Origin of the sequence: Bifidobacterium sp. ESL0769 (assembly GCF_029395495.1) — a bacterium.
GTDB lineage: Bacteria > Actinomycetota > Actinomycetes > Actinomycetales > Bifidobacteriaceae > Bifidobacterium.
Window position 1 is genome coordinate 1371958 of record NZ_CP113918.1, and the last position, 26876, is coordinate 1398833.

Below are 26876 nucleotides of genomic sequence, written 5' to 3' on the forward strand. Positions count from 1 at the left end.
CGGTCCTTGAATGGGGCCCGTCAAGTATCGATATTATCGAATCAGTTAAGCAGCACCACGACAATCGCCTGCTGGATGCCGTTCTGCTGCTGCACGGCCTGAATGCCCAAGGTATTCGCAACATCCTGCGCCGTGGCCTTGTCGGCATCGTTCTGATACCAGACAACGGTGGAGGAAGGAAGCGTTCCCGACGCATTGCCGGCGGTCACCTGTGTATAGCCGGCCTGATCGAGCACGGCCTTCTTCTTGGCGGCATAGCCACTCGTCTGGGTGGCGTTGATGACTTGAACCGCGGTCTGCTTGTTGACCTGCTGAGCCGGCTGAGGCGCCGCTTGCTGCTGCTGATTGGTTGAATTGCTGGTATCGGACTTGGTGTCCGTATCCTGCTTGACGACCTTCTTTTTCTTGAGAGCCTTCGGAGCAGTCGTGGTCTGGGACTGAGTCTGGTTGTGTCCGGTAAAGGTTTTTTGCAATTCACCTGAGTAGAAGCCCCAAACCAGAAGACCAGCGATGATAGCCACGATGATGACTATGACATAGGGAATCGAGCGAGAAAGTAGTGACGTATTGCCGCGGTGAACGCCTATAGGTCCCTTCGGGGGGTTGTCGAATGCGTCTTTCTGATAAGACTCATAGTTACCTCGGTCTTCGCGCGCCATAATTCTCCTCCGTATGTTCACTACAAACAATTGATATTAACTATAGCGTCCTCCACCGTCAAAACCTCAGATGCGTTAAAAATTCTCGAAAAATAAACGTGAAAAATAAACATACTTACCCGATCCTATTGTTAAGTGGCATGAGCGAAACCCATGTCAAACCACTTTCCGAACTCGTCGAGGCCGGTTGGGCGCAGGCCCTGGCCGACGTGGAACCGGACATCCACCGTATGGGGGACTTCCTGCGCGCCGAACACAAGGCCGGGCGCCCTTCTCTGCCTGCAAGCCATAACATCCTGCGGGCCTTCACCATCCCGTTCGATTCCATCAAGGTGTTGATCGTGGGCCAGGATCCATACCCCACGCCTGGCCACCCGGTGGGACTGAGCTTCTGCGTGGCACCCGACGTACGCCCCGTGCCCAAAAGCCTGCAGAACATTTATAAGGAGATGCACGACGACCTCGGCCTGCCGATCCCACAAAACGGCGATCTCACACCTTGGTGCAGCCAAGGGGTCATGCTCCTGAACCGTTGCCTCACCGTTGGCATCGGCCGACCCAACAGCCATCAGGGAAAAGGTTGGGAGAAAGTCACCGACGCTGCCATCACGGCCTTGAACGCACGCAAAGACGCACAGGGCAAGCCAAAGCCTTTGGTCGCCATCCTCTGGGGACGCAACGCGCAAAGCCTCGAGCCGCTGCTGACCAACGCCTTCATCATCAAATCTCCACACCCCAGCCCACTTTCCGCTTCAAGAGGATTCTTCGGTTCCCGCCCGTTTTCCCGGGCCAATGCGGCACTGCAGCAGATGGGAGTAGCACCGATTAACTGGGATTTGACGTCAACCTCGACTCCACCTTCGGCTACAATGCCTCAGACAGAGCAATAAACATCCGCATTTAGCAATCTAGAATAGAAGCGTTATGGCCATTTTCCCACCAAATCCACGTTCGTCGCAGCCTGCCGGGCAACAGCCCAACACATCCATTCCAACCCCTACCGCCACAAGCACCGGCGCCGGTGAAGGAGCCCGTGCCAAGCAGCTCGCCGACCGTATTCGCATGCGTTTCGCCCAAACGCTCATCGGTCAGGAGAACCTTCGTGAAGCGTTAATCACGACGATGATCGCCGGCGGCCATATCCTGATCGAATCGGTACCGGGCCTTGCCAAGACCACCGCGGCCCAGACGCTGGCGACTTCGGTTTCCGGCACGTTCCGCCGTGTGCAGTGCACGCCCGACCTGATGCCTTCCGACCTCGTGGGCACGCAAATCTTCGACTTTTCCAAGCAGCAGTTCTCCACCCAGATCGGTCCGATTCACGCCAATTTCGTGCTGCTCGACGAAATCAATCGTTCCAATGCGAAGACCCAGTCGGCCATGCTCGAAGCGATGGCCGAAGGCGCCACGACCATCGGCGGCAAACGTATAGCGCTGCCGAAGCCGTTTATGGTCATCGCCACGGAAAACCCGATCGAAGAGGAAGGCACCTTCACTCTCCCTGAGGCACAGATGGACCGTTTCATGATGAAGGCCGTCATGACCTACCCCAGCGCCGCCGACGAAACGCGCATGCTTTCGATGCTCACGCTTCGTGGCACTGACGTGGTGGACCCCTCCACCCCGGTGCAGAACGCCCTGAGCATTGCCGACGTCGATTTTCTGCGCACGGCCGCACGACGCGTTCACGTCTCCGAAGCCATCATGAATTATGCAGTCGATCTGGTGGCCACCTCGCGAGGCGCAGGCACCCATCCCATCAAGAACCTTGCGACCAAGGTACGTCTGGGCGCAAGCCCACGTGCCTCCATCTCGCTGGTGCGCATTGGTCAGGCTCAGGCCCTCCTCAACGGACGCGACTATGTGATTCCCGAGGATGTCAAGAAGTTCGTCCACGAAATCATGCGTCACCGAATCCTTCTGACATTTGAAGCTCAGGCCGAAGGCACCACCACAGACCAAATCATCGATTCCATCGTCGAAACGGTGCCCGTTCCATGAGTTCCGTCCCACGTCAAGCCTCACCGGAGGCAAGAGAAGTACGCAGGAAAATCGAAACACTTTCCTCGACACTGACTCTACCCACGGTACGCCGCGCCTTGGGGGTGCTCGAAGGAGAGCACTCATCATCACGGCTCGGCGGCAACAACGATCCGATGTCCACCAGGGACTACACCTTCGAAGACGAGGCACGGCTTATCGATTGGAAAGCCAGCGCCAAGCAGGGGCACCCCATGGTCATCGACCGCGAACGCTTGGTGACTTCACGCGTCCATCTGCTACTCGACAACGGGCTGGAAATGGAAGGTCGAACGACCTCGGGAGAAACAGCCAGGGAGGTCGCCGGCAATGCCATGTGCATGTTCGCGGCCCTGAGCGCTCGTCGACACGACAGGATTTCGCTGGTGTTCGCCGACAGCGTGAACATCATCCGCAAACCGTTCAAAGGCGGGCTGGCCCAATTCGAAGAGGCCATCGACAACGGGATGGGCGGCGAAAAGCGACATCCTCGCAATTTCGAAGCCCTGCTCGCCTACGCCCGAACCTTGAACGACAGGGACTCGCTGGTGGTCATCGCCACCGACGAACACGCCCTGAGCGGCGACCATCTGCACTCGCTGCGGCTTATCGCCGCGATGCACCCGTTGATGCTCATCGATGTGGCGACCCTGAACCCGTTCAGGAAAATCCCGTTCGGCCAAATCACGGACGGGTTCGACGGCCGCCGCATTCCCGCCTTCATGATCGGCGAGCAATCGGCAAATTCCGTCGACACCCATCGCAAATATTTGACCGCCCAACTGCAGGAGCATCTCAAAGCCAGCGGCACGACGCTGATACGCGCAAAATCGAGCGAGGACATGTTCTCCCAGTTCATTCATCTGGTGAGTGTGACCTTGAAGCAGACCTCGTTCGCCCGCTTTGACGCCTCCTCCGTATCGTTGGGAGGAATGGCATGATTCCAGCGATGCGGCAATTACCGTTATATACATACGTGAAGGCGGCAACCAGTCAAAGAACGCCCCGTTCTCTAAGCTTTCAGCATGTTCAAGTGAACACTCTCGATTTGTCCGATTACAAGCCCGAAGGGCTGATTACGGTTCCGACGGTGCTTATCGGCGCCTTCATCGTCTTCCTCGCGGCCGCAGTCATTCTGGTGATTGCGATAATCGTACTTTCAAGGCCGAAAAAGCAAGCCGGCGCGAAAGTCCACGGTGCCCACAGCGCACAGAACGACAAAATGGCGTGGCGCAGGCGCATCAACGATATAGTGGAACGCCATGCAAATGGCGAGTTGACGCGGGACGCGGCGCTACGCGACCTGGCACAAGTGGCGCGTGACTTTGCCGGGGTAAAGACCAACAAGGATATGAGCTCCTACACCCTTGCCGACATCAATCATCTTCCTGTCTCCACTTCGGCCGATCCAGGAATGAAACTGCTGCGGCAAACAATCACCGCCCTCTATCCCCCGGAATTCGCTGACGCCGAACGCCACGAGCAGGCGCGGTCCACCAGTGTGGAGCAAGCCGCCGAATGGGTTTCGAACCTGATTGAAAGGTGGCGGAAATGAACCTCGAGTGGCATTGGCCTTGGGCCGCCGCAATAGCGCTCGTTGCCGCAATCGTCTGTATCATTGCCTGGCAGCTGGTCAGCGCGCGCCGTCCGAACAAGTCGCCGCAGATTCCCGTGTTCGATTTGGATGAGGATCTCAATACCGAACACGTGGGAGAACTTTTCCGGCAATGGCGAGTGCTGGGGCGTCTGGCAGTAATCATTCTGGCGGTTTCGCTTTTGGCTTCGCTAGTGACGGTTTCAAGACCTTCCACGGTTGACGAAGCCGACGAAAGGGCTGCGAACCGCGACATCGTCCTGTGCTTGGACGTCTCCCCTTCGATGCTTTCCTACGACCATGAGGTCCTTGCCTCCTACCAGCGGCTTATTTCCAATTTCAAGGGCGAGCGGATCGGCCTGAGCTTGTTCAACTCGACCTCCCGCACGCTTTTCCCGCTGACCGACGATTACCAGTTGGCCTCAGGACAGCTCAAATACGCCAGCGATATCTTGGGAAAAATCTCCTCACAGGACAAGATCAACAAAACCAATGACCGCACCCTGCAGGAATTCTCCGATCTGATCGAAGGCACCCAGAACCGCAAGGACAAGACCAGTCTGATTGGCGACGGCCTCGTGAGCTGCGCGGCGATGCTCCCCGGTTTCACATACGGCAAGACGGGTCGAACCCAAGACGAGTCCGACAAAGCCTCGATCGTGCTGGCGACCGATAACTTCTCCGGAAAATCGACCTACACGCTGGGATCAGCCCTAGACCTTACACACAAGGCAGGCATCGTGGTGGACGGTTTGTACGCCGGCCCTGCCAGTAGCGAAAACGATGACACGACCATCGAAATGCAACGTGATATCACCTCTCACGGAGGCTCGTATTTCTCCGTTCATTCCGGCAAACCGATAGAAAACCTCGTCCAAACGATCGAAAAGCGGAAAAACCGAGACGAAGAGAAGGTCCGCAAGGCGGCTTTGGTGGATGCCCCCGGCTGGTGGACTTTGGCATTGGCGCTCTTGGTGGCGCTTTGGATAGGCCTTGCTTGGAGGCTCAAACGATGAACCTCGACAACCTTAAGACACTGCGTTTCAACCCTGCGCTCGGTTGGCCCGCCGGCATCGCCATCGCGATTATCATGCTTGGTTTCGCGTTCGCCGTGGTCGTGGTTCACCGCCGCAGGAAAGGCGAAAGCGACGAAACCGTGTGGGCATGCGTGCGCCGTTGTGTCATTTGCGTCATCATTGCGCTTTTGGCATTGACCCCCTCCACCATTGCCAGCACCACAAGCCGCGCGGTGAACACCATCGATGTGGTCATCGCCACTGACGTGACCGGCTCCATGGCCGTTGATGACGCCCAATACGGAACGAGCAAGACGATGACACGCCTGGATGCCGCCAAGAAAGCCATTGACGACCTCACGTCAATCTATGACAATTCCAGCTTTGCTGCGGTGCATTTCGGTGCGAGCGCGACGTTGGACGTGCCGTTGACCCCCGATATCGGTGCCATCCGCAACTGGGCCACCGGGCTTAACACAGAACCGACCTCGGTCTCCGCGGGTTCGAACCTGGACGCACCGATCGACCCGCTGCTGGTGACGCTCAAGCAAATGCGCACTGCACATCCGCAGGATAAAATCGTACTGTATTACATATCGGATGGTGAGCAGACTTCCGCGAAACCACGACGCACCTTCTCTTCACTTCGTCAATACCTCGACGACGCCTTCACCATCGGCGTCGGCAGCGAGAAAGGCGGCCAGATTCCCGAAGTCACAGCAGGCCCCAGCGACTCCGATGGCGACCAGCCGAGCACGAGCAGCCAAGGGTGGGTGAAGGACCCCGCCACGGGCCAGCCCGGAATCTCAAGGATGGACAAGAAGAACCTGATCGCAATCGCCGACGAGATGAGCGGAAAATGCATCCTGCTCGATGCCACGCACAAGCTCGACAAATCTTCCGTGACCTCGCTTTCCAAGCATTTCAGGACCGTGGAAACGCCGAAACGCCGTGAACGCGTGATGCCCGTGGTCTGGCCCCTTTACATAGCCCTGGCAGCACTGTTGACGATGGAGATGGGCAGCTGGTTGGCGAATTCAAGGAGACTGCTGTGAAGAAGAACAAAAACAAGAACAAGAACGAAACCCACTCTGCTTCCACGCCTCCAGCCGCGCCAACGCCAGCCCTAGCGTCCAAAACGCTTCAAAAAAGCACAAAACGTCGCAAGGCAGGCGCCACCAAGGCAAGGCCGCAAGCGCAAGGCAAGAAGCATCAGGCGATAGCGTCTTTGCCTGTACGAATCGTCATGGGAGTCATAGCGGTCGTCTTTCTCGCCGTCGCCGGGGCGCTGCTGGCGAACATAACCGCCATCGATACCTATAACCAGGCCACGGCATCGCTCAACGCCAGCATCGAATACTCCAAGAAACCCGATGCCGATCCGCAACGGGTCAAGGCACAGCTCGACCAGGCCAACGCCCAGTTCGATCAGGCCCGACGCATGGGTGTTCTGCTTACGCCCAGCACGAAGGAACTCATCAACGTCAACAGCGACATTTCCGGTAAGCTCACCACTTCGACCGATCACAAGATAGCCGCGGCCAACGGCAATGGGAACGGAACAAGCGGTAAAGGGGCCAATGGCAAGGGCTCGAAATCCCCGAATTCCGGCAACGCCGGCAGCCAAGGGCTGACCGACGAGCAGCGCAAACAGGTCGAAGAAACCCTCAAGGCCAATCAACCGAATGGCCCGGTCAACGGCGACAATAAAACCCCGACCAAAAGCGATGACAGCTCCAGCGTCAAGCCTTGGTGAAAACGCGCCGGTCAGACAACGGGTTGCGCTAAGGTAAAGGCTTATGCAGCTTACCCAGATTTCACCGGCAATCGCGTTGACTTCATTGGACGGACGGTATCACAAACAGACCGCCCCACTCGTGGAATATCTGAGCGAACCGGCATTGAACCGCGAACGCATCACCGTCGAAATCGAATGGATGATTCTTCTGGCCAACGGCTTTGCGAGGAACGGCAATAGGCCAGTGCTCAAAGGCGTCAAACCGCTCACGAACGCTGAAATCAAATATCTGCGTGATATTCCCGAAGATTTCGGCGCCGAGGGCATCGCCCGCCACGCGGCCTATGAAGCCAAGACCCATCACGACGTCAAGGCCGTCGAATACTACATCGACGACGAACTCGACCGCGCGCCAAGCGTACTCGGGGCCGACACGCAACTGCCCAATCTCAAGACCTTGGTGCATTTCGCCTGCACTTCCGAAGACATCAACAACCTGGCCAATGCCCGTTGCATCAAAAAGGCCGTCACGCAAGTCTGGCTTCCCAAAGCCCAGGAACTGACGGATTTCCTCGCCTCGAAAGCCGAGGAATTCAAGGACCTCCCGATGCTCGCGCTGACCCACGGCCAGCCCGCCACACCCACGACCTTGGGCAAGGAACTGGCAGTATTCGTTCATCGGCTTCGCCGTCAACTGAAACATATCGACGAACAGGAATACCTCGGCAAGATCAACGGGGCGACCGGCACGTTCGGTGCGCACACTGTCGCCTGCCCTAATGCCGATTGGATCGCGATTTCGCGTGAATTCGTCATCAACCGTATGGGCCTGACTTGGAACCCGCTAACCACGCAGATCGAAAGCCACGACTGGCAGGCCGAACTTTACGGCACCATCAGCCACATCAACCGCATCCTGCACAACCTCGCGGTGGATATCTGGATGTATATCTCCCGCGGCGTCTTCGCCCAGGTGCCCGTCAAGGGCGCGACCGGCTCGTCGACCATGCCCCACAAGGTCAACCCGATTCGTTTCGAGAACGCCGAAGCGAACCTTGAGCTTTCTTGTTCATTCCTCGACACGCTTTCCAATACCTTGGTCGAAAGCCGCTGGCAGCGCGATCTGACCGATTCCACCACCCAACGCAACGTCGGCGCGGCGCTCGGCTATTCGCTGCTGGCGCTCGACAACCTGCTCGGCGGCCTCAAATCCATCCATCCGAACTTTGAGGTCATCGCCCGTGAACTCGACGAAAACTGGGAAGTGCTGGGCGAACCCATCCAAACGGCCATGCGCGCCCAGGAATTCGCCGGACGAGAAGGCATGGAACGGCCGTACGAAAAAGTCAAGGAGCTCATGCGCGGCAAGAGCATTTCCAAGGGCGATATCGAAACGTTCATCGATTCATTGGACTTCGACGAGGAGACCGCAGCCCGCCTGAAGTCGCTTACACCGCAGACCTACACCGGTCTAGCGGCACAACTGGTAGGCTTTGACGGGCAATGAGCAGCAAAACGCCCTCTTCGTCACTTTCAGAGGGACCTTCCTCGCAAGCTTCAGCTTCGGATTCGTTGCCGGAATCATCAGACCTGATGCCTGATTTGACGCCGGATTCACTCAAGCCGGATAATCAGGCTACGTCAGAGGCACCAAAACAGCGTTCGGCGGTCGATATCGACGACGTCGCCCCCCAACGCGCCCACAACGCCAACGATCTGCTCCATGCCGTAGGTGCCTTGATATTGGCGGTCGTCGTCATCGTTTTCGCCACCTATCTGCATGGCATCACCACCGGCGTCGAACACGACGCCAAAACCGCCGGCCAGGCCTTCACCTGGCTGATGGATCTGCCGGTTTCCATTCTTCAGCAGTTTCTGAGCTTTGCCATCATCATCAGTGTGCTGATCCATCTGCTCATCAACAGGGAATGGTTCCAGTCCGCGGTTTCGGTGGTGGCGCTCTTCTGCGGATATGCCGTTATCCTGGTCCTTTCCTTCGTCCTGGCCCATCTGGGCGTTCCCGCGCTGATGGATGCCCTGCAATCCAGCGAAGGCGCGGGGCCGGCGATGCTCCCCGACTTCTACGCGGGCATCGGGGCGTTCCTGACCGTAGCCGGACCGAAACGTTCCCGTTCCTCGGTGAAATGGGGTTGGAACACGCTATTCATCGCGGCCGCGGTTTTCGTCATCGTCTCATGGCATTCGGTGGCCGGCACCATCGTCTCCTTTGCTGTGGGACGGGTCATCGGGCTAACTTTGCGCTTTGCGATGGGAACCAGAACTCAAGGGCTCTGGGGGTCGGGAATCGTTCAAGCGGTGGGCAACATAGGGCTCAAATTGACCGAACTGCATCGGCGCGAAGATGACGACGAAACCGGAGCCCTCAAATCCAGACTTGACGACGATCTCATCGAAAACTCACGTATCTACGACGCCAAAGACGAACGAGGCAAACGCTATATCATCTCCGTACTGGATTCCCTGCCTCATGCCGCCGGTTACTTGAACCAGCTATGGCAAGGCCTGCGGTTCACCGGAGTGGCCATCCGCCGCGACCGTTCGGCAAGCGATGCCATCCATCATCATTTCTCGATGCTGTTGGGGCTCAAATCCTGCGGTCTGACGACACCCATCCCATACGGGGTGATGGACAGCGAGGAATCCTCGCTACTGGTGCTCGACGTCACCGACAACCCAAGTCCCGTCGACCTCAGCAACCTCACCGAAGACGAAATGGTCGATTATATGGACTATCTCGCCAAAGCGAACAGCAGAGGCTACACCCACCGACGTATTACACCAGACACACTGGCCCAAATCCACGGCGAGCACGTCATCGTCGGTTGGCAGAACGGTGATTACGCCAGCGGCAGCACCAATATCGCGATGGACAAGGTGCAGCTGCTGGTCTTGCTTGCAACATTGACCGACCCACAACTGGCCATTGAATCGGCACTGAAAGTATGGGACCGTCAGACGTTGATTTCCTTGGCGCCGTTCATCCAAAAAGTCGCCATCCCCTCGGCCACCAGGAATCTTCCCAGCTGGACCAAGCAACTGCTCGGCGAAGTGCGTGAAGGTCTCAATGCGCTTGATCCGCGCGACGAGGTCGAGGCCTCGGAACCGGTGACGCTGGCCCGTTTCAATGTCAAATCGTTCCTCTCCATCACCCTGCTCATCATCGCCGTCGCCGTCATCTTCACTCAACTGAGGCCCAATGAGGTCATCGCCGCCGTGCGTCACGCCAACCTCGGCTGGGCGCTGGTCTGTCTGCTGCTTTCGATGCTTGCTTGGGTCGGCTCGTCCATCACCCTTGGCTCGTTCATGGACAGTGACAGGCGTCACCCCTTTGACCTCTTCTGCTCGCAGGCTGCTTCCGGCTTCACCGCCGTCTCGATGCCTGCAGGCGTTGGACCGGCGTTCGTCAACCTCCAGTACCTGCGCAAAAGCGGTTACAAGAACACCGCAGCCACTGCCATCATGTCCGTAACATGGGCGGTACAAGGTCTGACGACCATCGTGCTACTGCTGATCATGGGCCTGTTCACCGGGCGCAACATGCTTTCCGGCATGGTGCCGACCAACACGCTGGTTGTCGTAATCGGCGCCATCGTGCTTGTGCTGTGCCTGTGCATGGCCATCACCCCGATCCGACGCCTGATTGTCGACAAATATCTGCCGATGCTTCTCTCCTACGCCCATCAATTGGTCGAAGTCCTCTCCCAACCGCAAAAACTTGCCAGTGGCATTTTCGGGGCGCTGATTCTCAACATCGCCACCGGCCTCGGGTTCTGGGCGGCGTTAATGGCTTTCGGCACCTCCTCGAATCCGTTGGAGACCATTTTCGTTTTCCTTTTGGCCAATACCCTGGGCAGCGCAGCGCCCACCCCGGGCGGCTTGGGTGCCGTCGAGGCCGCGCTTACTTTCGCCTTCACCTCGATCGGCGTGCCACCAGCGGTGGCATTGAGCGCCACGCTGCTGTATCGTGTCGGTTTCTACTGGCTGCGTATCCCGATTGGCTTCCTCGCAATGAAACGGCTCGACCATCGCAATCTGCTCTAAGACCGCTTTGGATTACTTTGAAACCTACGGAATAATTTTCGCTATCATTTTGGAAACGGAAGCCTATAGGCGCAATATCACTGGAAAACAGGGGCGCAGGCACGTTCGGAATGATTTTTTATCGAAATACACTAAAAAATGCCCTTGTAAGACCTAAATCTTTACAAATCGGCGAAAAAAGTGCCGTAATCCGCAGTATTTGGCGAGACTTTGGGCTAGAATGTACAACTGAAACGTGGCTTTCACCAAACAGAAAGCCCCTAATCAAGAAGGATTCTTCATGGCATACAACAAGTCTGATCTCGTTTCGAAGATTGCACAGAAGTCCAACCTGACCAAGGCCCAGGCCGAAGCGGCCGTCAACGCCTTCCAGGATGTGTTCGTCGAGGCAATGCAGTCCGGCGAAGGCCTGAAGCTCACCGGTCTCTTCTCCGCAGAACGCGTCCGTCGTGCCGCTCGCACCGGCCGCAACCCGCGCACCGGCGAAACGATCAAGATTCCGGCATCCTACGGTGTCCGCATCTCCGCTGGCAGCCTCCTTAAGAAGGCCGTTGCCTCCAAGTGAGACAATCATAGGATCATCTGATCTTCCAAACCTCCGATTGACTTTTGACCGGAGGTTTTTTCATGCGCTTTTGTGAGATTTCCATATGTTTTTCATGCAGTCTCGGGCATGTTGAAGGTTATAAAGCCTACGGGATAGTATGTAAACGGCGAAAACGAAAACAGGCAGGTAGATATGACGACTAATCCAAGGGCGTTGGCGCTCAAAGTGGCCCAGGTGACGCAGGACGCGGGAAAACACGCGCTTCAGGACCAAATCAATCCGCAGGATTTCGCCGAACTTGAAATCCCGTCGACGTCCACGCGCGTAGGGAGCACCATCGACAAGAAGCTCATCGCTTTCGTCGAAAACCGCCTCAACTACCTCGAACCATTCGACGGCATGTGGCGAGACCGGCCCGAAAACGCCAAGCCCGGCGACCGTTTCTGGTGCGTGGGGCCGATTGACGGGGCCATCAATTTCCGACGCAACATGAGCGAGTGGACCATCACCGTTTCGCTGTTCGAATTCAACGAGGAGAACTCCGCACAGCCGATTCTGGGCGTCGTTCACGCTCCGGCGCTCGGCCTTACCTATTTGGCCGCCAACGGGCAGGGCGCCATCCGTATCCGCCGCACGCCGATCGGCGAGAAACGCGGGAAAGTACTTCCTTCGACCATCAGTTCTTTGACCGGTTCCGTCGTGAGTTTCGGCATGTCACATGTGCCCGCGGAATCCGAACGAGCGTTCCACGTTTTGAGCGAGATCGCCGGCAAACCAGCCGACGTCAAGCGCATCGGGCCTGTCTCGCTCGACCTTTGCAAAGTGGCGGACGGCACCTACGACGCCTACTTCGAGCCACACCTGCACCGTTGGGACATTCCCGCGGTCTCAGCAGGCACTGTCGTGGTGCGGCAGGCACAGGGCAAGGTGAGCCGTTGGAACGGCAATCCCATCCACTGGCGCAGCGAGAACGACATCGTCGCCACCAACGGGGTAATCACCGAAGAGCTCAAGCCTTATCTCGTCGATCTGGCCTATCCGTTCCAATAGATTACAGACTTAATTCATTACGATAAATCCGTTCCGGTAAATCTACGATTCGATAATCAAGGTTGTCAACACTTGAAGGAGTAACATGGCACAGCAGTTCGCACAACGACAGCGCAGAAGCGAAGAACCTCAATCACAAGGGCAGCAGGAAAGTCAGAAAACCGACACGGTCCAGGATCAGGAAGACGCGCTCGACGCCGTGCTCGACGACATCTCCTCGACGCTGGAAACCGATGCGGAAACCTACGTTTCGAGCTTCGTGCAGAAAGGTGGCGAGTGATGCCGCAGCTGCGTGACAGCAGCAATCAAGGGCCCGGCAATCAGTCATCGCGCTCCCCTGAATACGATTCTTTTCATCGCATTTTTGGTATCGAAACTGAATACGGGGTCTCCGTGACTGGGGCGAACAAGCCTTGCGACCCGGGGCAAGTCGCGATGATGATGTTCGCGCCAATACTTTCGCGCTCTCGTTCCACCAACGCCTACTTGGAGAACGGCTCACGGCTATATCTTGATGTCGGTTCCCACCCCGAATACGCCACCGCCGAAGCACGGGATCCTTCGGCTGCGCTGACGCAGGACCTGGCCGGCGAACAGATTATGCAACGCCTCGCCATCGGCGCACAGGAACGGTTGCGCAAGACACACGGCGAGCACGCGACCATTCACCTGTTCAAAGACAATGTCGACTCGGCGGGCCACGCTTTTGGCTGCCATGAGAACTACTTGGTGCGGCGCTATGTTTCCCTGCCCATCATCAAGGCGCAGCTGCTGCCGTTTTTGGTAACCAGACAGCTCTTCACCGGAGCCGGAAGGGTGAGCGAAAACGGCTTCGAAATCACGCAACGGGCTGCATTTCTCGACGAAGGCGTCTCATCCTCCACCACACGCTTCCGGCCGATGGTCAACACACGCGACGAACCGCATGCCGACCCGGACGAATTCCGCAGACTGCACGTCATCATCGGCGATTCCAACCGCTCGCAATGGGCAACGAAGATGAAACTGGCGACCACCCATCTGGTGCTCTGCGCCATCGAAGACGCGGCGAAACGAGGCGTTGCCTCTGAGTTTGAATGCTGCGCTTTGAACGACCCCAGTGCTTCGAACAAGGCGATGAGCGCCGACCTGAGCTGCTGCAAGCAGGTGATTGAGCTCGAAGATTCGGCCTCATTCCGAGCCAAACAGCAAGAGCTTGGGCTACAAACTTCAGGTTCTGGTGATAGAAGCCAGAATCATACTGTTACTGCTTTGGAAATCCAGTATTTGTATTTTGCCGTTGTTTCACGTTTTGTCGAATCTCATCATGACGAAATCAAGCAATCCTTGCCGGATACCGACTGCATGGATATCCTGCACGAATGGAAAACAGCACTTGATGCTTTGTCGTCCAAGGATTTTACGGCACTCTCCAACCGCGTCGACTGGGTGGCGAAATACCAGCTGCTCAGCAAAATGAAGGAACGCAACCCCTCGCTTTCGACGACGCAAGCCCTCCAAATCGATATGAATTACCACGATATTGCCAACGGAAGTATTTATCCGTCGTTGGTTAAACATGGGCTGGTGGAAACGCTTGTAACCTATGAAGCCGTCGAACATGCCGTCGAAAACCCGCCTCAAGACACTCGTGCCGCACTTCGTGGAGGATTCGTCCATCAGGCTCTAGCTTCAGGCGCAACATTCACCTGCGATTGGACGCATCTCAAGACGACTGCCCCAACTCGTCACGAAGCTGAGCTCATCGATCCGTTCGCAGCTACACCTGATGCGGATTACGCACAATTGATGCAGAGTTTATAAAGAGTTATCTCTGCCGGTCATTTAACGCTGCTATCTTACTTTTCAGCGTTGCCGTGGGAGGGTGGGATATACAATGTTTAGGCACCCTCCAGGCCGGTAGGCCAAGCTTTATGCCAAAACATCGCATATCCCACCCTCCCACTCACTTTGGTAATAATTTATTACGTTTATTTTCGGACATTTGTTAGGTTGAGGCACCCTTACCGGCTGAGCCGTGAAGCAGACAGTCCAGTGGACTGTCTGTAGGCGAAGTGAGCGCGATGCATCGAGCGCGAAGGCAAAATCTGAAGATTTTGCATAGGCCAAGCTTTATGTCTCAGCATCGCATCTCCCTCCCCTCCACTCACTTGAGTTGAAATCTCACTTTTTATTTTTTAAATAAGTCTGCTAAACGCTTCAAAGCTTGTGCAGCGGATTCGTGATTGGAATCGGAATATGCAAGGGATTCTTGGCAATTGGCCTTGGTCCAACGTATGGGATTGGAGATGTCCAACGAAAAAAGATGAGAGGACGTTTGGGACATGCGATTGCCCTCGGCGTCCGTGGTGTATTCGGATTCTAAAGCAGAACCGGTCTTATCGCCTTGCGAGACGGTGATGTGGGACCACGAGACGGCGACTACATCGTTCGGGAAGCGGTTGATGATTTCGGCACGGAGCCAGGCGCGGGTGTCTTCCGGTGGCTTTGAAGCGGCACGCTGGACCTCGATACCGGCCTGACCTTGGCTTTCATTTGAGCTTAGAGGCACACGCTCGGTCTGCGACTGCAAACGTGAAAACACTGAATGTGATGGGTCGAGGGCTGCCCAACTCAGGTCTAGAGCAGCCAGTTTCGGGTCAGACCAAGTGGTATTGGTTTTGCGGCGCAAACGCTCCAACAACTGCCATTTGAGCAGCCATTCGAGGCGCGAGCCCTCATCAGCCATTTTCAGACGTTTGTCATCGCTGGCATGGCGCACGGCGGCCACATCCATCAATGCCTGCTGCCACATCGTCATGATGCGTTTTGTTGGCTCATCAGGCCACAGCGGTTCTCCTCTACTGTCACTTCCGTAGGTAGCCGCTCCCTGCGTGGAAACAGCCGAAAACAGACGCACCTGAATCTGCCAGGCCGTCGTGAAACCGCCTTGCTCAAGAGGTAGCTGGGCAGCAAGGTTCAGATCATGTGAGACTATGTGCATCGCCTCGACGGGGTCGACCAACTGCAAATCCGCAAGCAAACCGTCAAGGTCACAGGCCGAATCATCGGCATCTGCGTGTTCAAGCAGCCACAACAGCATGCTTGTCGTGCCCAGTTTCAAAGCCTGCGGCACGTCCATGCGGTTGGCGTCGCCGACGATGACATGCAGACGGCGATAGTCACCGGTGACATGGGATTCGTCGCGGGCATTGACAATCGGGCGGTCGAACGTAGTCTGCAGGCCGACGATGGAATGAACGTAATCGGCACGTTGGCTCAGCTGATAGCCTGCTTCCTCGCTCTTCTCACCGATGCCGACGCGGCCGGAGCCCGTGTAAATCTGCCGTGAAACGAAATGCAACGTCATCAGTGCCGCGACCTTGTCGAACGGAACGCTGCGCAGCATCATGTAGTTTTCGTGCGTGCCCCAGCTGGCGCCCTTGCCATCCACGTTGTTGCGATGCAGAACGATATGAGAATGGTTGCGAGCATTGACTTTCTGCGACGCATCGAACATGATCCGGTCGCCGGCATGGTCATAACAGACGGCTTCAAAAGGATCCATGGTCTCGGGCGCAGAATATTCGGGATGCGCGTGGTCGACGTAAACGCGGCCACCATTGGGCGCAATGACATTGACGATCTGTCGTTGCGGCTCATCGGTGAGCATATCGGGTCGGGCTGCGGCACGGGGCAGACGGGTGCCTCGAGCATCGTTCAGCGGATCTTCCTGCCGGTAATCCCAGCGAATATGCTGCGTCTCCGGGTTCGCGGCGCCGCTGACGACGTCAAACGAAAGCTGAACCGGGTTGTAGTGGTTGGCTCCCATATCCGAAACGGCATACTCCGTCTCGGTCCCCATCATCCTACGAACGCTCATCGGCTCGCTCCCCTTGCTTTCGATAACGAACTATTATTCGGCTGGACGAATACGCACCGCGTGGCCGCCGGCGATGCCGTTGATTTTGGACCACTGCACCGGATCGGAATCCATCACCGAATCACTGGTCTCTTCGAACTCGTTGTTCACGGCCCGAAGCACCGCATCCGCACCGATTTCCATCGGACGGCCGAGTGTAATCGAATCCTTGACGGCGTGCGTCTTGACGCGGTCAACGATATTCTTGAGCATCGCGCCACACATCACGTCAGACAAGGTGACCCGCGACCAACGGCCCTGATCGTCGCACACATCGCAGATATGCCGCTGCGAACCTTCCTCATAGGCGCTGTCAACCAAGACTTTGGTCAACGTCTCCGCGTTTTGTCCGGGCTCATACGGCAGATTATCGGTGAGATAATGCGATACAATCTGTGCCGCAGCTTCCTTGCCGGGTCGGTCGATGCGAATCTTGACATCGAGGCGACCGGGACGCAACACCGCGGGATCAATCATGTCGACACGGTTCGAGGCACCGATGACCATGACATTGTCGAGGCTTTCCACACCGTCGAGTTCGGCCAGGAACTGCGGGACGATGGTGGTTTCCACGTCGCTGGAAACCCCGGAACCGCGGGTTCGCAACAGCGAATCCATTTCGTCGATGAAGACGATGACCGGCTTGCCTTCGGCGGCACGAGTTCGCGCCCTTTTGAAAATCAGACGAATCAGACGTTCCGACTCCCCCACATACTTGTTCAGGAGTTCAGGACCCTTGACCGAAAGGAACACACCATTGCTGGCGTCCCCACCGGAGAGTGCGTTTGCTACAGCCTTGGCGATCAGCGTCTTGCCGTTGCCGGGAGGCCCGTAGAGAAGCACGCCCTTGGGCGGACGCAAATCGTAACGTTCGAAAAGCTTGCGATGCAGGAAGGGCAGTTCGACGGCGTCCTTGATGCGTTCGATCTGCGAATCAAGCCCGCCAATGTCGGCGAAGGTGGCGTCCGGTGTCTGTTCCAGCACCAGATCGGTGGCATTTTCGACGGGCAACACTTCTAGCGCCATCCGTGCCATGCTGTCCACCAGCACACGGGCCGAGGGCTCGATGGAGACATCTGCGAGCGCACTCGCCCGTTCGATCAGGGTGACATTGCCGGACTCGTCGGCGACCATCAGCCGTCCGTCATCCAAGACCTGCTTGACAATGCGGACAGAACCGGAAATCTCCAAACCCCGCTGTTCGACCAGCACCATATTCTCGTTAAGAAGCACAGTCCTGCCATCAACCAAGCGCGAGGCGGCCACATTCGAAGCCACAGGCACGATCAAGCGACGGTTGCCCGAAAGCACTTCAGCTTTGGCATGCTGCACGCCCTGCTCGTCGGTGCTACACGAATCCACGCGCACCATGGTGGCGAAGTTCAGAGGCGGCGAGGCCATCAGTCCGAGTTGGGACTTCGCCTTCTGCAGCTCCTTGCCCGCACGGGTCAGAGCGACGGCGAGCGCATGGTTTTTGGCTCGCAGGTTGTCGTTCTCGCGTGCAAGGTCGTCGAACGTTTCGCGATGCCCAGTATCCGAATCGAGGCTACCATTCATACCGATACTCGCTGCTTTGCCCATGTCAGTCGCACCATCCGTCTCGCTTTGATCGGATACCTGGCCGTTGTCGCCTTGCTCGCCGTCACTCATCACAGATCCACTTCTCTTATCAAACCCGCTTAAGCTCAGTCTACTTCGAGCGGAACGCGATGGGTCGGCGCCGGATAACGCTTGTCGAGCTGCGCCATATCCTCGTCGGTCAGCTCGATGCCCGCCGCGGCGATGTTGGCACGCATGTGCTCGGAGTTCGAGGTCTGCGGAATGGACAGGGTGTTGCCGTCTCGCACGGTCCATGTGACTAGCAGCTCATACGTTGAAACGCCATGTCGCGCCGCTACTTCACGCACTACGGGATCGGTGAGCATGCTGGTCTTGAGATTGTTGGCGAGACCACCAACAGGACTGTAAGCAATCAGCGGAATATGGCGTTCACGCTGCCAAGGCAGCAGGTCATATTCGATGCCACGCGACTCGATGTTATAGAGATCTTCGTTGGCTGCAACGTTACCGCCGGCAGGATACCCGACCAGTTCCTGCATATCGGGGATATCAAAGTTCGAGACACCCCACGCACCAATTTTTCCGGTTCCGCGCAGCCTGTCGAGCTCGGCGACGGTTTCCTCGAGCGGAATCGAGCCACCGCGCCAGTGATAGAGATACAGGTCAAGATGGTCGGTCTGAAGCCGTTTGAGGCTGGCGTCAAGATGCTGTTCCATCGCCGCCTTGGAAGCGTTGTCCGGTTTTACTTTCGAGATGAGGAAGATATCGTCGCGATTGAACGGTTTGAGCGCCTCGCCCACCAGCGTCTCGGATCTGCCGTCACCGTAGACCTCGGCGGTATCGACCGCTCGTGCCCCGGCTTCGATGCCAGCTCTAATCGCCGCTACCTCTTCATCATGCTTTTCCGGCTCGTTGCCCATGTGCCATGTACCGATACCAACCGCCGGCACGGTTTGCCCTGCAATGTTCAGTTCCCTCATAGTATGCCTCCTTTGTGCATTCCACACTTCACGTGCGTTACCTTTTGCCTTCACCTTGCCAGTCTAGCGGCTTTAAGTAAACGGCATAAGCCTTCAAATCTCAATCGACGTAGGCATCCGCGGACAGACGGGCGCCACGGGCCCAGTCGGCAGCGCGCATGGCTTTCTTACCTTGTGCCTTGACTTCTTCAAGCTCGAGAGGGGCGGTGGCAGTGCCTATCCAGACATGCTTTTTGGTGCTGGCCAGCATGCCTGGTTTGAGGTCGGCGGGCACCTGCGGATCGTTGGTATCGGCGGGACGTGCCTTCAACACGTGGAACGGCTCGGCGTCACTCATATCGCGTTCAGTGTTCGAAGGAATCTCGGCTTTATCTGATTGTGCAGATGCATCAGCACCTTGCGGATGAAGCATGCACCACGCCCCCGGCTCAGGAGTGCAGGCGCGAATCTGCCGATCTGCGGCGAAAACAGGAACATCGAAACGGATGCGCGCATCCTCGTGTCTGATTTTCTTGGCCACTTCGTAGGCGCCCTGCGGTTGCTCCTGAAGCACAATCCGGCCTTCGGCCATGGCCGTCAGCGCCGAGGCCAAAAGATGCGAACCATCTTCGGCAAGGCGAGCGAGTATATCGCCGGAAGTATCGTGCGCGCCGATTTCGCAGGTCGACTGCGCCAGAATCGGGCCGGTATCCATGCCCTTGGTCAGTCTGAAAACAGTAGCACCAGTGATGGTGTCGCCACTCCAAACGGAACGCTGCACCGGGGCCGCACCACGCCATTGCGGCAGCAGCGAGAAATGCAGGTTGTACCAGCCCATCGGCAACGCGCCCAAAACGTCTTCCTTGAGGATTTTGCCGTAGGCGACCACAGCCCCGGCTTGAGCACCGGTGGCCTTGAGTTCGGCGATGAAGGTCGGCTCCTTGGGGTCGCATTCCAAAACAGGAATGTCGAGATCCAGCGCGGCCTCTTTGACCGGACTCGGCGTCAACTTGCGTCCGCGACCTTGGGGCGCATCCGGCCTGGTGAGCACGGCGACAACCTCGAAATGCTCCTTGTCTTCGGCCAACCGGCGCAACGCGGGAACCGCCACATCCGGCGTCCCTGCAAACAACACTTTCAACATGGAAGCTCCTTTTATCTCAAATCGGCAATCCAACCAGGCCGATATCACTAATAGCACTCTATAAAATGGCATCAATATAACGAACGAACGGCACTTCAAAACGAAGTCAGTCGACGACTATATATGCTGCTATACAATCCGCTCAACCCGCGCTGCTCAGCTCTGAATATCTGGAATATCGATACCTTGCTGCCTCAGCAATACCCTCAATTTGTAAGAATCATTGAATCTCACACCACGTATGCCCGCAGAGTTCGCGCCTACGATGTTCATCGCCTTATCGTCGATGAACACAGCGGTATCTGCTGGAATGCCGAAGCGCCTAAGCGAGTATTCGAAGATGTCGCGATGCGGCTTGCGCAGTTTAACGTAACCGGAAACCACGGCATCGTCCAGTTCACTTAAAATCGGATAGAATTTCTTGGCAGGCGGAAACAGTTCCGTCGCCCAGTTCGACAGGCCCCATACGCCGATGCCTGCTGCTTTAAGATCATTGACCAGAACGCGCATACCTTCAACCGGACCGACCAGCGAATCCTCGAAATTGCGATAATAATAATCCATCATTGTCGCCCATGGCTCGCCATACTTGCCACGTACCCAAGCCACCACCTCAGCTGAAGTACCCCCGATATCCATGGCATCGCTGGCATCATAAAATCCTGAAACGTCGTTATCAAGGAATTTGTCGGTCAGCTCCTGCGAGTAACGCGGCAGCATGACGGCCTGCGGATCCCAATTGACCAGAACGTTTCCAAAATCAAAAATCACATTTTCGATCGGCTTGTCTGCAGCCCCCTGAGCGGCGTCTTCCGCCTTGACTACGTTGTAATCCATTTCCGGTTCGCCCGGCCAGCCTTTCATGGCTCCTCCTTGCAAAAACACTCGATATCGAGACTGTTTCCATCGTTCCATGGAATGGCGACGAAACCTAGGAATGTCGCTCTGCGAGCTAAATCTCCATCAGCTAGATCAGGTCCTTGGGGTCAAGCTGGAAACGCAGCTCGCCGGGTGTACGCGTGGCGACATGACGTGCCACCTCGGTGTGCAGACGTTTGGCCAGCTCGGCACGCAAACGTTGCGGCACTCGCACGACGGCTTTGACACGGTCCTGGGTGGCCTCCAGCTCGCGCGCATCCACCGTTCTGGGCTGGGCGATGGGAACAGGGCCGAGGACAGACGGAAGCTCGCCGACCTCGGTGCTGACTTGGGCCCAATCCCCCGTCACCGCCCCGATATTGTTGAGCGTTTCCATCACCGCTTCCCTGCGCCCCCAAACGCAAGCCACGGCGAAGACCGGGGAAAGCCCGGTTTCGGCACGTTCATCAAGCTCCCTAGCGGCAAGGATACGTGAATCCCATTGCACCAGCGATTCGGCAATCGCGGGGTCGGTTTCCCCAATCAGGAGCACCTCTCCACCATCCTTACGGCAGGCGCACATCGAAGTGGCGCGCATCCAAGCGGTGAGCGCATCGATCCGCGCGTCCACTCCCGGGGCGTAGAGGCTTGTCCATGCGTCGAGAATCGCCACGGCCTGATAATGGCCGATACTGCCGTCTTCCGTACGCACGCGAGGCTCGGCTTCCGGCGTTGCGATGACGATCAGCGGGCGGTCCGGCACCCATTCGACGATGCCGCCCCGCTGGCTAGGACTGGAAAGCACCATAGGGATATCACGGAAGAGATGCTGCAGCTGTGCGGCGGTTCCGGCGGCCCCGACACGCACCACGCTCATCCGTTTGCCGTGGCAATGGGGGCACGTCCAATCGCTGGCCGGCGCTCCGCACCACCGGCATCGCGGCGCTCCCCCACGCACGCGCTGCAACGGACCGGTGCAACGCGGGCAGCGGGCCTGTCTGTGACAGCGCGCGCAGCTCAACACCTCGGCGATGCCATCGTGCGGAATGGAAAAGAGAATCGGGCCGTTTTCCAAGGCTTGGGAAAGAACTCGAACCGCGGTGTGCGGCACGCGAGCGCCGATGGACGGATCGGCCAGACGCGACAGTTCGTCGCGGTTGAGCCAGCGGACCCATGGCGAGACGTCCTCGAGAACGGCCGGCAGCGGGTGCACTGCCGTGCTGAAGCCGCTAACCGGCGTTTCGCAGACCTCGACGTGGCAGGTCGGTTCGGTGGAGAATATCGCATCGTCCGCTTGTGCCAGGGCAGATGACGGTGCATTCGCGACATCTCGGAGATTGTCGGCACGGTCTAATGGATAAGTCTCACCGGTCTCAAGTATTGGTTCTGAAGGATTTTTATCATTATTGGACTTGGACTGATCTACAGCCTCCATGTTCTCCCGTTTAGCCCCGGCAACCGCATCAGCGTGGACATCATCACGTTTTATCTCACCTTCAGCAGCAGTTTCGTTAGCAGGCGCACAACTATGGTCAATGCCGACGGCCGCGATTTGCGCTGAATTTAAGGAATCGGCATTTTCGCTTCTGTCACTGTCCGCAGTATCGATACATTCGTTTTCGATGGCATCAACTTCAGCGTTATCAACCGGAGCGGTATGGTTCAGGTTCCCGCTCACTTCCCACTCGCTGGTGGCACTGCGGGCATTGGCCATAGCCACGAATGTACCGCCGTGAAGCTTGGCACGCAGACGCAGCACTCCTCGCGCCGCGGCGTACGGCATCATGCCGTCGGCGTTCTGATAGGCCGCATCCTCGAGAATGGCGAAAAGCCCGGGCCCTTCAACTGGCGCATACATCGCGGCTCTAGTGCCGATGACGCAACGCACCTGCCCGCTCGCGGCTGCAAGGTAGGAACGATAACGTTCGGAAGGGGCCATGGCAGCCGCCAGCAATGCGAAATCACCATTAAAACCACCGTGCGTGGCATCGGTCTGTTGGAATGGTTTCAGTCCGAATCGACGCAAGGCCGCGGCGATATCGTTAACCTCACGCATCGTCGGTAACACCAGCACGGCCGTTCGCCTGGACTTGAGCGATTGACTCGCCATATAGGCCAAATCGCAGGCCCATCGATCGGGTCCAGGCAACGCATCGACGACGAACGAGGCGAATCCTCCGCCGCTAAGCGCATCCTGCAATGCTACAGCCTGATCATAGCTCGCCCGCAGCCGCTGCGAGCCCTTCTCGAGCTCATCTTCGTCAAGTTTCACCCGGCCACGGCTTCCGGCCCATGTCCCTGCCATCGCCAGATGCTGTTCCTTATCCACTTTGGCCACGCGGGGCGGCACGGCCAGACGCAGGATATTGGCGGGAGTGCCACCGTACGATTCGGCGATGGCGGTGATATCGCGGCGCATCGAGGCCGACACCAACACATCCGGAGTCATGACCCGTTCGATGTACCGCAATGCTGAAGACGTGGTATGACTTTCCGAAACGCGATTCCAGACGATGCCGTTGACTCGTCTACCGCCAAAACGGACCCGCACCATGACGCCAGGTTGCGCAGCCTCGGAGAATTTCTCATCGATGAGATAGTCGAACGCCTGTCCCAGATGGGTGGCCTGCACGTCCAACACGACCTGTGCAATCGGATTTTCTTGGGCCGGGGTATGGGTGACCGTCTTGCGGCGCTTGCGCGGGGCCAGCCCGGCGAGCGCCAGCTGTTCAGCTTGCGGTTCACTCATGGTTCAATGATAACGTGGCTCACAAATTTTCGACACGTTTAAATTTTGTGAGCCAAATGAACATCAGCTCTGAGAGGAATGGCTGAATTCCAACCCTAAGCACCTATGCTCAGAGCACAATGTTCGTTTGTGGCTCCCATTTTTTATAAGGGTTGAAAAAATGTGAGCTTCAGCGAAGAATAAAAAAAAGCCACGGCCGAAACCGTGGCTTTTCCTTCTTTTAAATTCAGATCTCGGTCGGCTTGACCGTCGAATCCTCGACCCACCACGGACGCAGCGGGTAGGTGTCGGTCATCTTAACGTCGTCCGGACGCACGCACAGGAACTGGTGAATCTGGATGTTGTTGAGCTCGAAGTTGAGGGCGCAACCGGCCATGTAGAGACCCCACAGACGCGCCTTAGGCTCACCCATCAGTTCGACAGCGCGGTCCCAGCCAGCGACCAGGTTCTTGTTCCAGTTGTGCAGGGTCAGTGCATAGTGCTGACGTAGGTTCTCCTGGTTGACGACCTCGAAGCCGGTGTCTTGAATCACCGTCTCGATCTCGCCCGGGGAAGCCAGCTGACCGTCGGGGAAGATGTAGCGGTCGATAAACTCGCCGGCGGCCTTGCCCGTCATGGAGTTGACACGGGTAATCTGGTGGTTCAGCAGGCGGCCGTTGGGCTTGAGCTTGTCGAAGATCTCCTTGAAGTAGGAGGGATAATGCTTGAAGCCGACGTGCTCCATCATGCCGATCGAGCAGATGCCGTCGAAATCGCCTTCGGGCACGTCGCGGTAATCCATCTGACGCACTTCAGCGAGATCTTCGAGACCTTCACGCTTGATCCACTCCTGTGCCCACTTGACCTGTTCGCCGGCCAGGGTAACGCCCAAAACCTTGATGCCACGCTGTGCGGCGCGGATTTCCATGGAGCCCCAGCCGCAGCCGATGTCGAGCAGACGGTCGCCGGGCTTGAGGTTGAGCTTGTCGAGCACGAGATCGAGCTTGCGCCATTCGGCGTCCTCGAGCGAATCCTCGGGCGAGGTGAACACGCCGCAGGTGTAGGTCATCGAGGAACCGAGGAAGAGACGGTAGAACTCGTTGGACTGGTCATAGTGATAGCTCACGGTAGCTTCGTCGCCGGCCTTAGAATGAGGCAGCAGACCTTCGGTGCGGCGCTTCCAGCGACTCGGGCCCTCAATAGAGGGGGCTTCGGGGTGGCGGATGCCGTGCGAATAGACGGAAGCGACGATGCGCGCCAAATCGGCCGGGCTCGGCTTCTTCATATCCGGCTTCAGCGCCATGAGCTCCTTGAAAACCTCATACGGGTTTCCAGGAATGAGCTCCGGCGAGGCGATGTCGCCCTGCAGATAGGCGCGCGCAAGGCCGAGATCGTTGGGGTGATCGACCATATAATACACGGCGCGCGAATTGTTCACCGTGATATGCAGCGGTGCGTCCTGCGGCCCGAACGAAGAACCGTCAAACGCGGTGATGTTGATTTTCCCATTGTCCTTCAGGAACATTGAGACCATATCGGCTACGGTCATAGTGGCCATGCGCAACCTCCAAAATAAGTGCATTTCAGTGCATTTTTCTTAATGCAAATCATATTCAGCCTATTGCGCAGTTACGACACCGTAAGGGTTTTGCTGGTTGTGAAATTCCTAAAAAATTTACCACTATCTCAACAGATATACAAAAGCCGTATCCTCGGAAAATCCCTTGGATACGGCTTTTCTAAAACAGTCAGGTTACAAAGCCTCAGCTTTCGGCGATGGCCGCCTTGAGCTCGTCGACCTTGTCGGTGGCTTCCCAGGTGAAGTCGGGGTCGGTGCGGCCGAAGTGGCCGTATGCCGCCGTCTTCAGATAAATCGGGCGAAGCAGGTCGAGCTCGTCGATGATCGCGGCCGGACGCAGGTCGAAGACCTTACGCACCGCGGCCTGGATCTGCTCGCGAGTCACGCCGCCGATTTCGGTGCCGAAGGTATTGACGTTGACGCTCACCGGGTCGGCGACGCCGATGGCGTAGGCCACCTGCACCTCGACCTTGTGCGCAAGCCCCGCGGCGACGATGTTCTTGGCCACCCAACGCGTGGCGTAGGCCGCGGAACGGTCGACCTTGCTCGGGTCCTTGCCGGAGAAGGCGCCGCCGCCATGGTGAGCTGCGCCACCGTAGGTGTCGACGATGATCTTGCGGCCGGTAAGTCCGGCATCCGCAGCAGGTCCGCCGAGGATGAATGAACCGGTCGGGTTGACCAGCACGCGGTAATCGTCGTGCCGAATCTTGGTACCGCATACCTCTTCGAGCACCGGTTTGATGACGTGCTCCTGCAGCTGTTCCATGAGCCAATCATGGTTGACCTCGGGGTCATGCTGGGTGGAAATCAGGACGGTATCGACGCGAATCGGGCGGTCGTCGTCATCGTATTCGATGGTGACCTGCGTCTTGCCATCCGGGCGAAGATGCGGGACGATGCCATCCTTACGCACCTGAGCCAGACGATAGGCCAAGCGGTGCGAGAGATAAATCGGAAGCGGCATCAGCACGTCCGTCTCGTCGCAGGCGTAGCCGAACATGATGCCCTGGTCGCCGGCGCCCTGGGCCTCGTAGCGTTCCTCGCGCGAAACCGCGGATTCCTGCTCGGGGTTGAGACGGTCGACGCCCTGGTTGATTTCCGCGCTCTGTTCGGTCAGCGAGACCAACACACCGCAGGAATCGGCGTCAAGGCCGACTTCGGAGGAGGTGTAGCCGATATTCTTCACGACATTGCGCACGATGCGCTGGATGTCGGAATAACCGGAGCTGGTCACCTCACCGAAAATAAGGAATTGCCCAATGGCGGCCGACGTTTCCACGGCCACGTGGGAATGGGGGTCCTGACGAAGCATATCGTCAAGAATCGCGTCCGAAATCTGATCGCAGACCTTATCGGGATGCCCTTCGGTAACCGATTCCGCTGAAATCAGGCGACGCTCTTTTGTCACTTCTGTAGACACAGTGAACTTCTTTCTTCCATGCCAGAGCCGCAGAACGGCCGA

At 57.3% G+C, this 26876-nt stretch carries 22 protein-coding genes; 13 read left to right on the forward strand and 9 right to left on the reverse strand.

The features are described from left to right. Positions 1-41: 41 nt before the first annotated feature. The gene (locus OZX72_RS05590; protein ID WP_277157705.1) at positions 42-659 is read right to left on the reverse strand and encodes a LytR C-terminal domain-containing protein; all 618 of its coding nucleotides are present in this window, start codon (positions 657-659) and stop codon (positions 42-44) included. 140 nt (positions 660-799) lie between these two features. On the opposite strand from OZX72_RS05590, the gene OZX72_RS05595 reads away from it, so the two are divergent. From OZX72_RS05595 to OZX72_RS05655, 13 genes are all read left to right on the forward strand, one after another. Then, complete coding sequence (locus OZX72_RS05595) at positions 800-1549, forward strand: uracil-DNA glycosylase (protein ID WP_277157706.1); 750 nt, start codon at positions 800-802, stop codon at positions 1547-1549. Between the two features lie 34 nt (positions 1550-1583). Beyond that, on the forward strand, positions 1584-2660 hold the full coding sequence (locus OZX72_RS05600; protein WP_277157707.1) for a MoxR family ATPase: 1077 nt from the start codon (positions 1584-1586) through the stop codon (positions 2658-2660). After that, the gene (locus OZX72_RS05605) at positions 2657-3619 is read left to right on the forward strand and encodes a DUF58 domain-containing protein (protein WP_277157708.1); all 963 of its coding nucleotides are present in this window, start codon (positions 2657-2659) and stop codon (positions 3617-3619) included. Before OZX72_RS05600 ends, OZX72_RS05605 begins: the two co-directional genes overlap by 4 nt. A 92-nt stretch (positions 3620-3711) precedes the next feature. Further along, positions 3712-4233 carry a hypothetical protein gene (locus OZX72_RS05610; protein WP_277157709.1) on the forward strand — a complete coding sequence of 174 codons (522 nt, stop codon included), beginning with the start codon at positions 3712-3714 and terminating at the stop codon, positions 4231-4233. After that, positions 4230-5288 carry a VWA domain-containing protein gene (locus tag OZX72_RS05615; protein WP_277157710.1) on the forward strand — a complete coding sequence of 353 codons (1059 nt, stop codon included), beginning with the start codon at positions 4230-4232 and terminating at the stop codon, positions 5286-5288. The genes OZX72_RS05610 and OZX72_RS05615 overlap by 4 nt, the downstream gene beginning before the upstream one ends. After that, a complete protein-coding gene (locus OZX72_RS05620; protein WP_277159377.1) occupies positions 5285-6343 on the forward strand; it encodes a vWA domain-containing protein in 1059 nt (352 codons plus the stop codon). Before OZX72_RS05615 ends, OZX72_RS05620 begins: the two co-directional genes overlap by 4 nt. Beyond that, on the forward strand, positions 6340-7044 hold the full coding sequence (locus OZX72_RS05625) for a DUF6466 family protein (RefSeq protein ID WP_277157711.1): 705 nt from the start codon (positions 6340-6342) through the stop codon (positions 7042-7044). The genes OZX72_RS05620 and OZX72_RS05625 overlap by 4 nt, the downstream gene beginning before the upstream one ends. Before the next feature lie 43 nt (positions 7045-7087). After that, positions 7088-8533 carry an adenylosuccinate lyase gene (gene purB / locus OZX72_RS05630; protein WP_277157713.1) on the forward strand — a complete coding sequence of 482 codons (1446 nt, stop codon included), beginning with the start codon at positions 7088-7090 and terminating at the stop codon, positions 8531-8533. After that, the gene (locus OZX72_RS05635) at positions 8530-11088 is read left to right on the forward strand and encodes a lysylphosphatidylglycerol synthase transmembrane domain-containing protein (protein ID WP_277157714.1); all 2559 of its coding nucleotides are present in this window, start codon (positions 8530-8532) and stop codon (positions 11086-11088) included. The genes purB and OZX72_RS05635 overlap by 4 nt, the downstream gene beginning before the upstream one ends. A gap of 280 nt (positions 11089-11368) precedes the next feature. Next, positions 11369-11653: an HU family DNA-binding protein gene (locus OZX72_RS05640; protein ID WP_033521170.1), complete on the forward strand. Its 285-nt coding sequence runs from the start codon at positions 11369-11371 to the stop codon at positions 11651-11653. 174 nt (positions 11654-11827) lie between these two features. Next, positions 11828-12685, forward strand: coding sequence for an inositol monophosphatase family protein (locus tag OZX72_RS05645; RefSeq protein WP_277157715.1), 858 nt, complete (start codon positions 11828-11830; stop codon positions 12683-12685). A gap of 85 nt (positions 12686-12770) precedes the next feature. Beyond that, the gene (locus OZX72_RS05650) at positions 12771-12965 is read left to right on the forward strand and encodes a ubiquitin-like protein Pup (protein WP_277157716.1); all 195 of its coding nucleotides are present in this window, start codon (positions 12771-12773) and stop codon (positions 12963-12965) included. After that, entirely contained in the window at positions 12965-14488 is a 1524-nt protein-coding gene (locus OZX72_RS05655; RefSeq protein WP_277157717.1) for a proteasome accessory factor PafA2 family protein, read from the forward strand. Before OZX72_RS05650 ends, OZX72_RS05655 begins: the two co-directional genes overlap by 1 nt. 367 nt (positions 14489-14855) lie before the next feature. On the opposite strand, the gene dop is transcribed toward OZX72_RS05655, so the two are convergent. The 8 genes from dop to metK form a co-directional block, all read right to left on the reverse strand. Then, positions 14856-16547 (reverse strand): depupylase/deamidase Dop, encoded by a 1692-nt coding sequence (dop, locus tag OZX72_RS05660; RefSeq protein ID WP_277157718.1) that lies wholly within the window; start codon positions 16545-16547, stop codon positions 14856-14858. A 33-nt stretch (positions 16548-16580) separates the two neighbouring features. Beyond that, on the reverse strand, positions 16581-18143 hold the full coding sequence (arc, locus tag OZX72_RS05665) for a proteasome ATPase (protein WP_277159378.1): 1563 nt from the start codon (positions 18141-18143) through the stop codon (positions 16581-16583). A 128-nt stretch (positions 18144-18271) separates the two neighbouring features. Then, positions 18272-19126 (reverse strand): aldo/keto reductase, encoded by an 855-nt coding sequence (locus OZX72_RS05670; RefSeq protein WP_277157719.1) that lies wholly within the window; start codon positions 19124-19126, stop codon positions 18272-18274. A gap of 100 nt (positions 19127-19226) precedes the next feature. Beyond that, complete coding sequence (fmt, locus tag OZX72_RS05675) at positions 19227-20249, reverse strand: methionyl-tRNA formyltransferase (protein ID WP_277157720.1); 1023 nt, start codon at positions 20247-20249, stop codon at positions 19227-19229. Between the two features lie 156 nt (positions 20250-20405). Then, the gene (locus OZX72_RS05680) at positions 20406-21113 is read right to left on the reverse strand and encodes an HAD family phosphatase (RefSeq protein WP_277157721.1); all 708 of its coding nucleotides are present in this window, start codon (positions 21111-21113) and stop codon (positions 20406-20408) included. A 103-nt stretch (positions 21114-21216) separates the two neighbouring features. Further along, positions 21217-23856, reverse strand: a complete 2640-nt coding sequence (locus tag OZX72_RS05685) for a primosomal protein N' (RefSeq protein WP_277157722.1) — start codon at positions 23854-23856, stop codon at positions 21217-21219. Between the two features lie 226 nt (positions 23857-24082). Next, positions 24083-25393 carry a class I SAM-dependent methyltransferase gene (locus OZX72_RS05690; RefSeq protein WP_277157723.1) on the reverse strand — a complete coding sequence of 437 codons (1311 nt, stop codon included), beginning with the start codon at positions 25391-25393 and terminating at the stop codon, positions 24083-24085. 205 nt (positions 25394-25598) lie between these two features. Further along, positions 25599-26822 carry a methionine adenosyltransferase gene (gene metK / locus OZX72_RS05695; RefSeq protein ID WP_277159379.1) on the reverse strand — a complete coding sequence of 408 codons (1224 nt, stop codon included), beginning with the start codon at positions 26820-26822 and terminating at the stop codon, positions 25599-25601. Between the last annotated feature and the right edge of the window lie 54 nt (positions 26823-26876).

Excerpts from the sequence above, each read along its gene's own strand:
- OZX72_RS05590 (WP_277157705.1), bottom strand. The coding sequence starts at position 659 with ATGGCGCGCGAAGACCGAGGTAACTATGAGTCTTATCAGAAAGACGCA.
- OZX72_RS05595 (WP_277157706.1), top strand. The coding sequence starts at position 800 with ATGAGCGAAACCCATGTCAAACCACTTTCCGAACTCGTCGAGGCCGGT.
- OZX72_RS05600 (WP_277157707.1), top strand. The coding sequence starts at position 1,584 with ATGGCCATTTTCCCACCAAATCCACGTTCGTCGCAGCCTGCCGGGCAA.
- OZX72_RS05605 (WP_277157708.1), top strand. The coding sequence starts at position 2,657 with ATGAGTTCCGTCCCACGTCAAGCCTCACCGGAGGCAAGAGAAGTACGC.
- OZX72_RS05615 (WP_277157710.1), top strand. The coding sequence starts at position 4,230 with ATGAACCTCGAGTGGCATTGGCCTTGGGCCGCCGCAATAGCGCTCGTT.
- OZX72_RS05620 (WP_277159377.1), top strand. The coding sequence starts at position 5,285 with ATGAACCTCGACAACCTTAAGACACTGCGTTTCAACCCTGCGCTCGGT.
- purB (WP_277157713.1), top strand. The coding sequence starts at position 7,088 with ATGCAGCTTACCCAGATTTCACCGGCAATCGCGTTGACTTCATTGGAC.
- OZX72_RS05635 (WP_277157714.1), top strand. The coding sequence starts at position 8,530 with ATGAGCAGCAAAACGCCCTCTTCGTCACTTTCAGAGGGACCTTCCTCG.
- OZX72_RS05640 (WP_033521170.1), top strand. The coding sequence starts at position 11,369 with ATGGCATACAACAAGTCTGATCTCGTTTCGAAGATTGCACAGAAGTCC.
- OZX72_RS05645 (WP_277157715.1), top strand. The coding sequence starts at position 11,828 with ATGACGACTAATCCAAGGGCGTTGGCGCTCAAAGTGGCCCAGGTGACG.
- OZX72_RS05650 (WP_277157716.1), top strand. The coding sequence starts at position 12,771 with ATGGCACAGCAGTTCGCACAACGACAGCGCAGAAGCGAAGAACCTCAA.
- OZX72_RS05655 (WP_277157717.1), top strand. The coding sequence starts at position 12,965 with ATGCCGCAGCTGCGTGACAGCAGCAATCAAGGGCCCGGCAATCAGTCA.
- dop (WP_277157718.1), bottom strand. The coding sequence starts at position 16,547 with ATGAGCGTTCGTAGGATGATGGGGACCGAGACGGAGTATGCCGTTTCG.
- arc (WP_277159378.1), bottom strand. The coding sequence starts at position 18,143 with ATGAATGGTAGCCTCGATTCGGATACTGGGCATCGCGAAACGTTCGAC.
- OZX72_RS05670 (WP_277157719.1), bottom strand. The coding sequence starts at position 19,126 with ATGAGGGAACTGAACATTGCAGGGCAAACCGTGCCGGCGGTTGGTATC.
- fmt (WP_277157720.1), bottom strand. The coding sequence starts at position 20,249 with ATGTTGAAAGTGTTGTTTGCAGGGACGCCGGATGTGGCGGTTCCCGCG.
- OZX72_RS05680 (WP_277157721.1), bottom strand. The coding sequence starts at position 21,113 with ATGAAAGGCTGGCCGGGCGAACCGGAAATGGATTACAACGTAGTCAAG.
- OZX72_RS05685 (WP_277157722.1), bottom strand. The coding sequence starts at position 23,856 with ATGAGTGAACCGCAAGCTGAACAGCTGGCGCTCGCCGGGCTGGCCCCG.
- OZX72_RS05690 (WP_277157723.1), bottom strand. The coding sequence starts at position 25,393 with ATGGCCACTATGACCGTAGCCGATATGGTCTCAATGTTCCTGAAGGAC.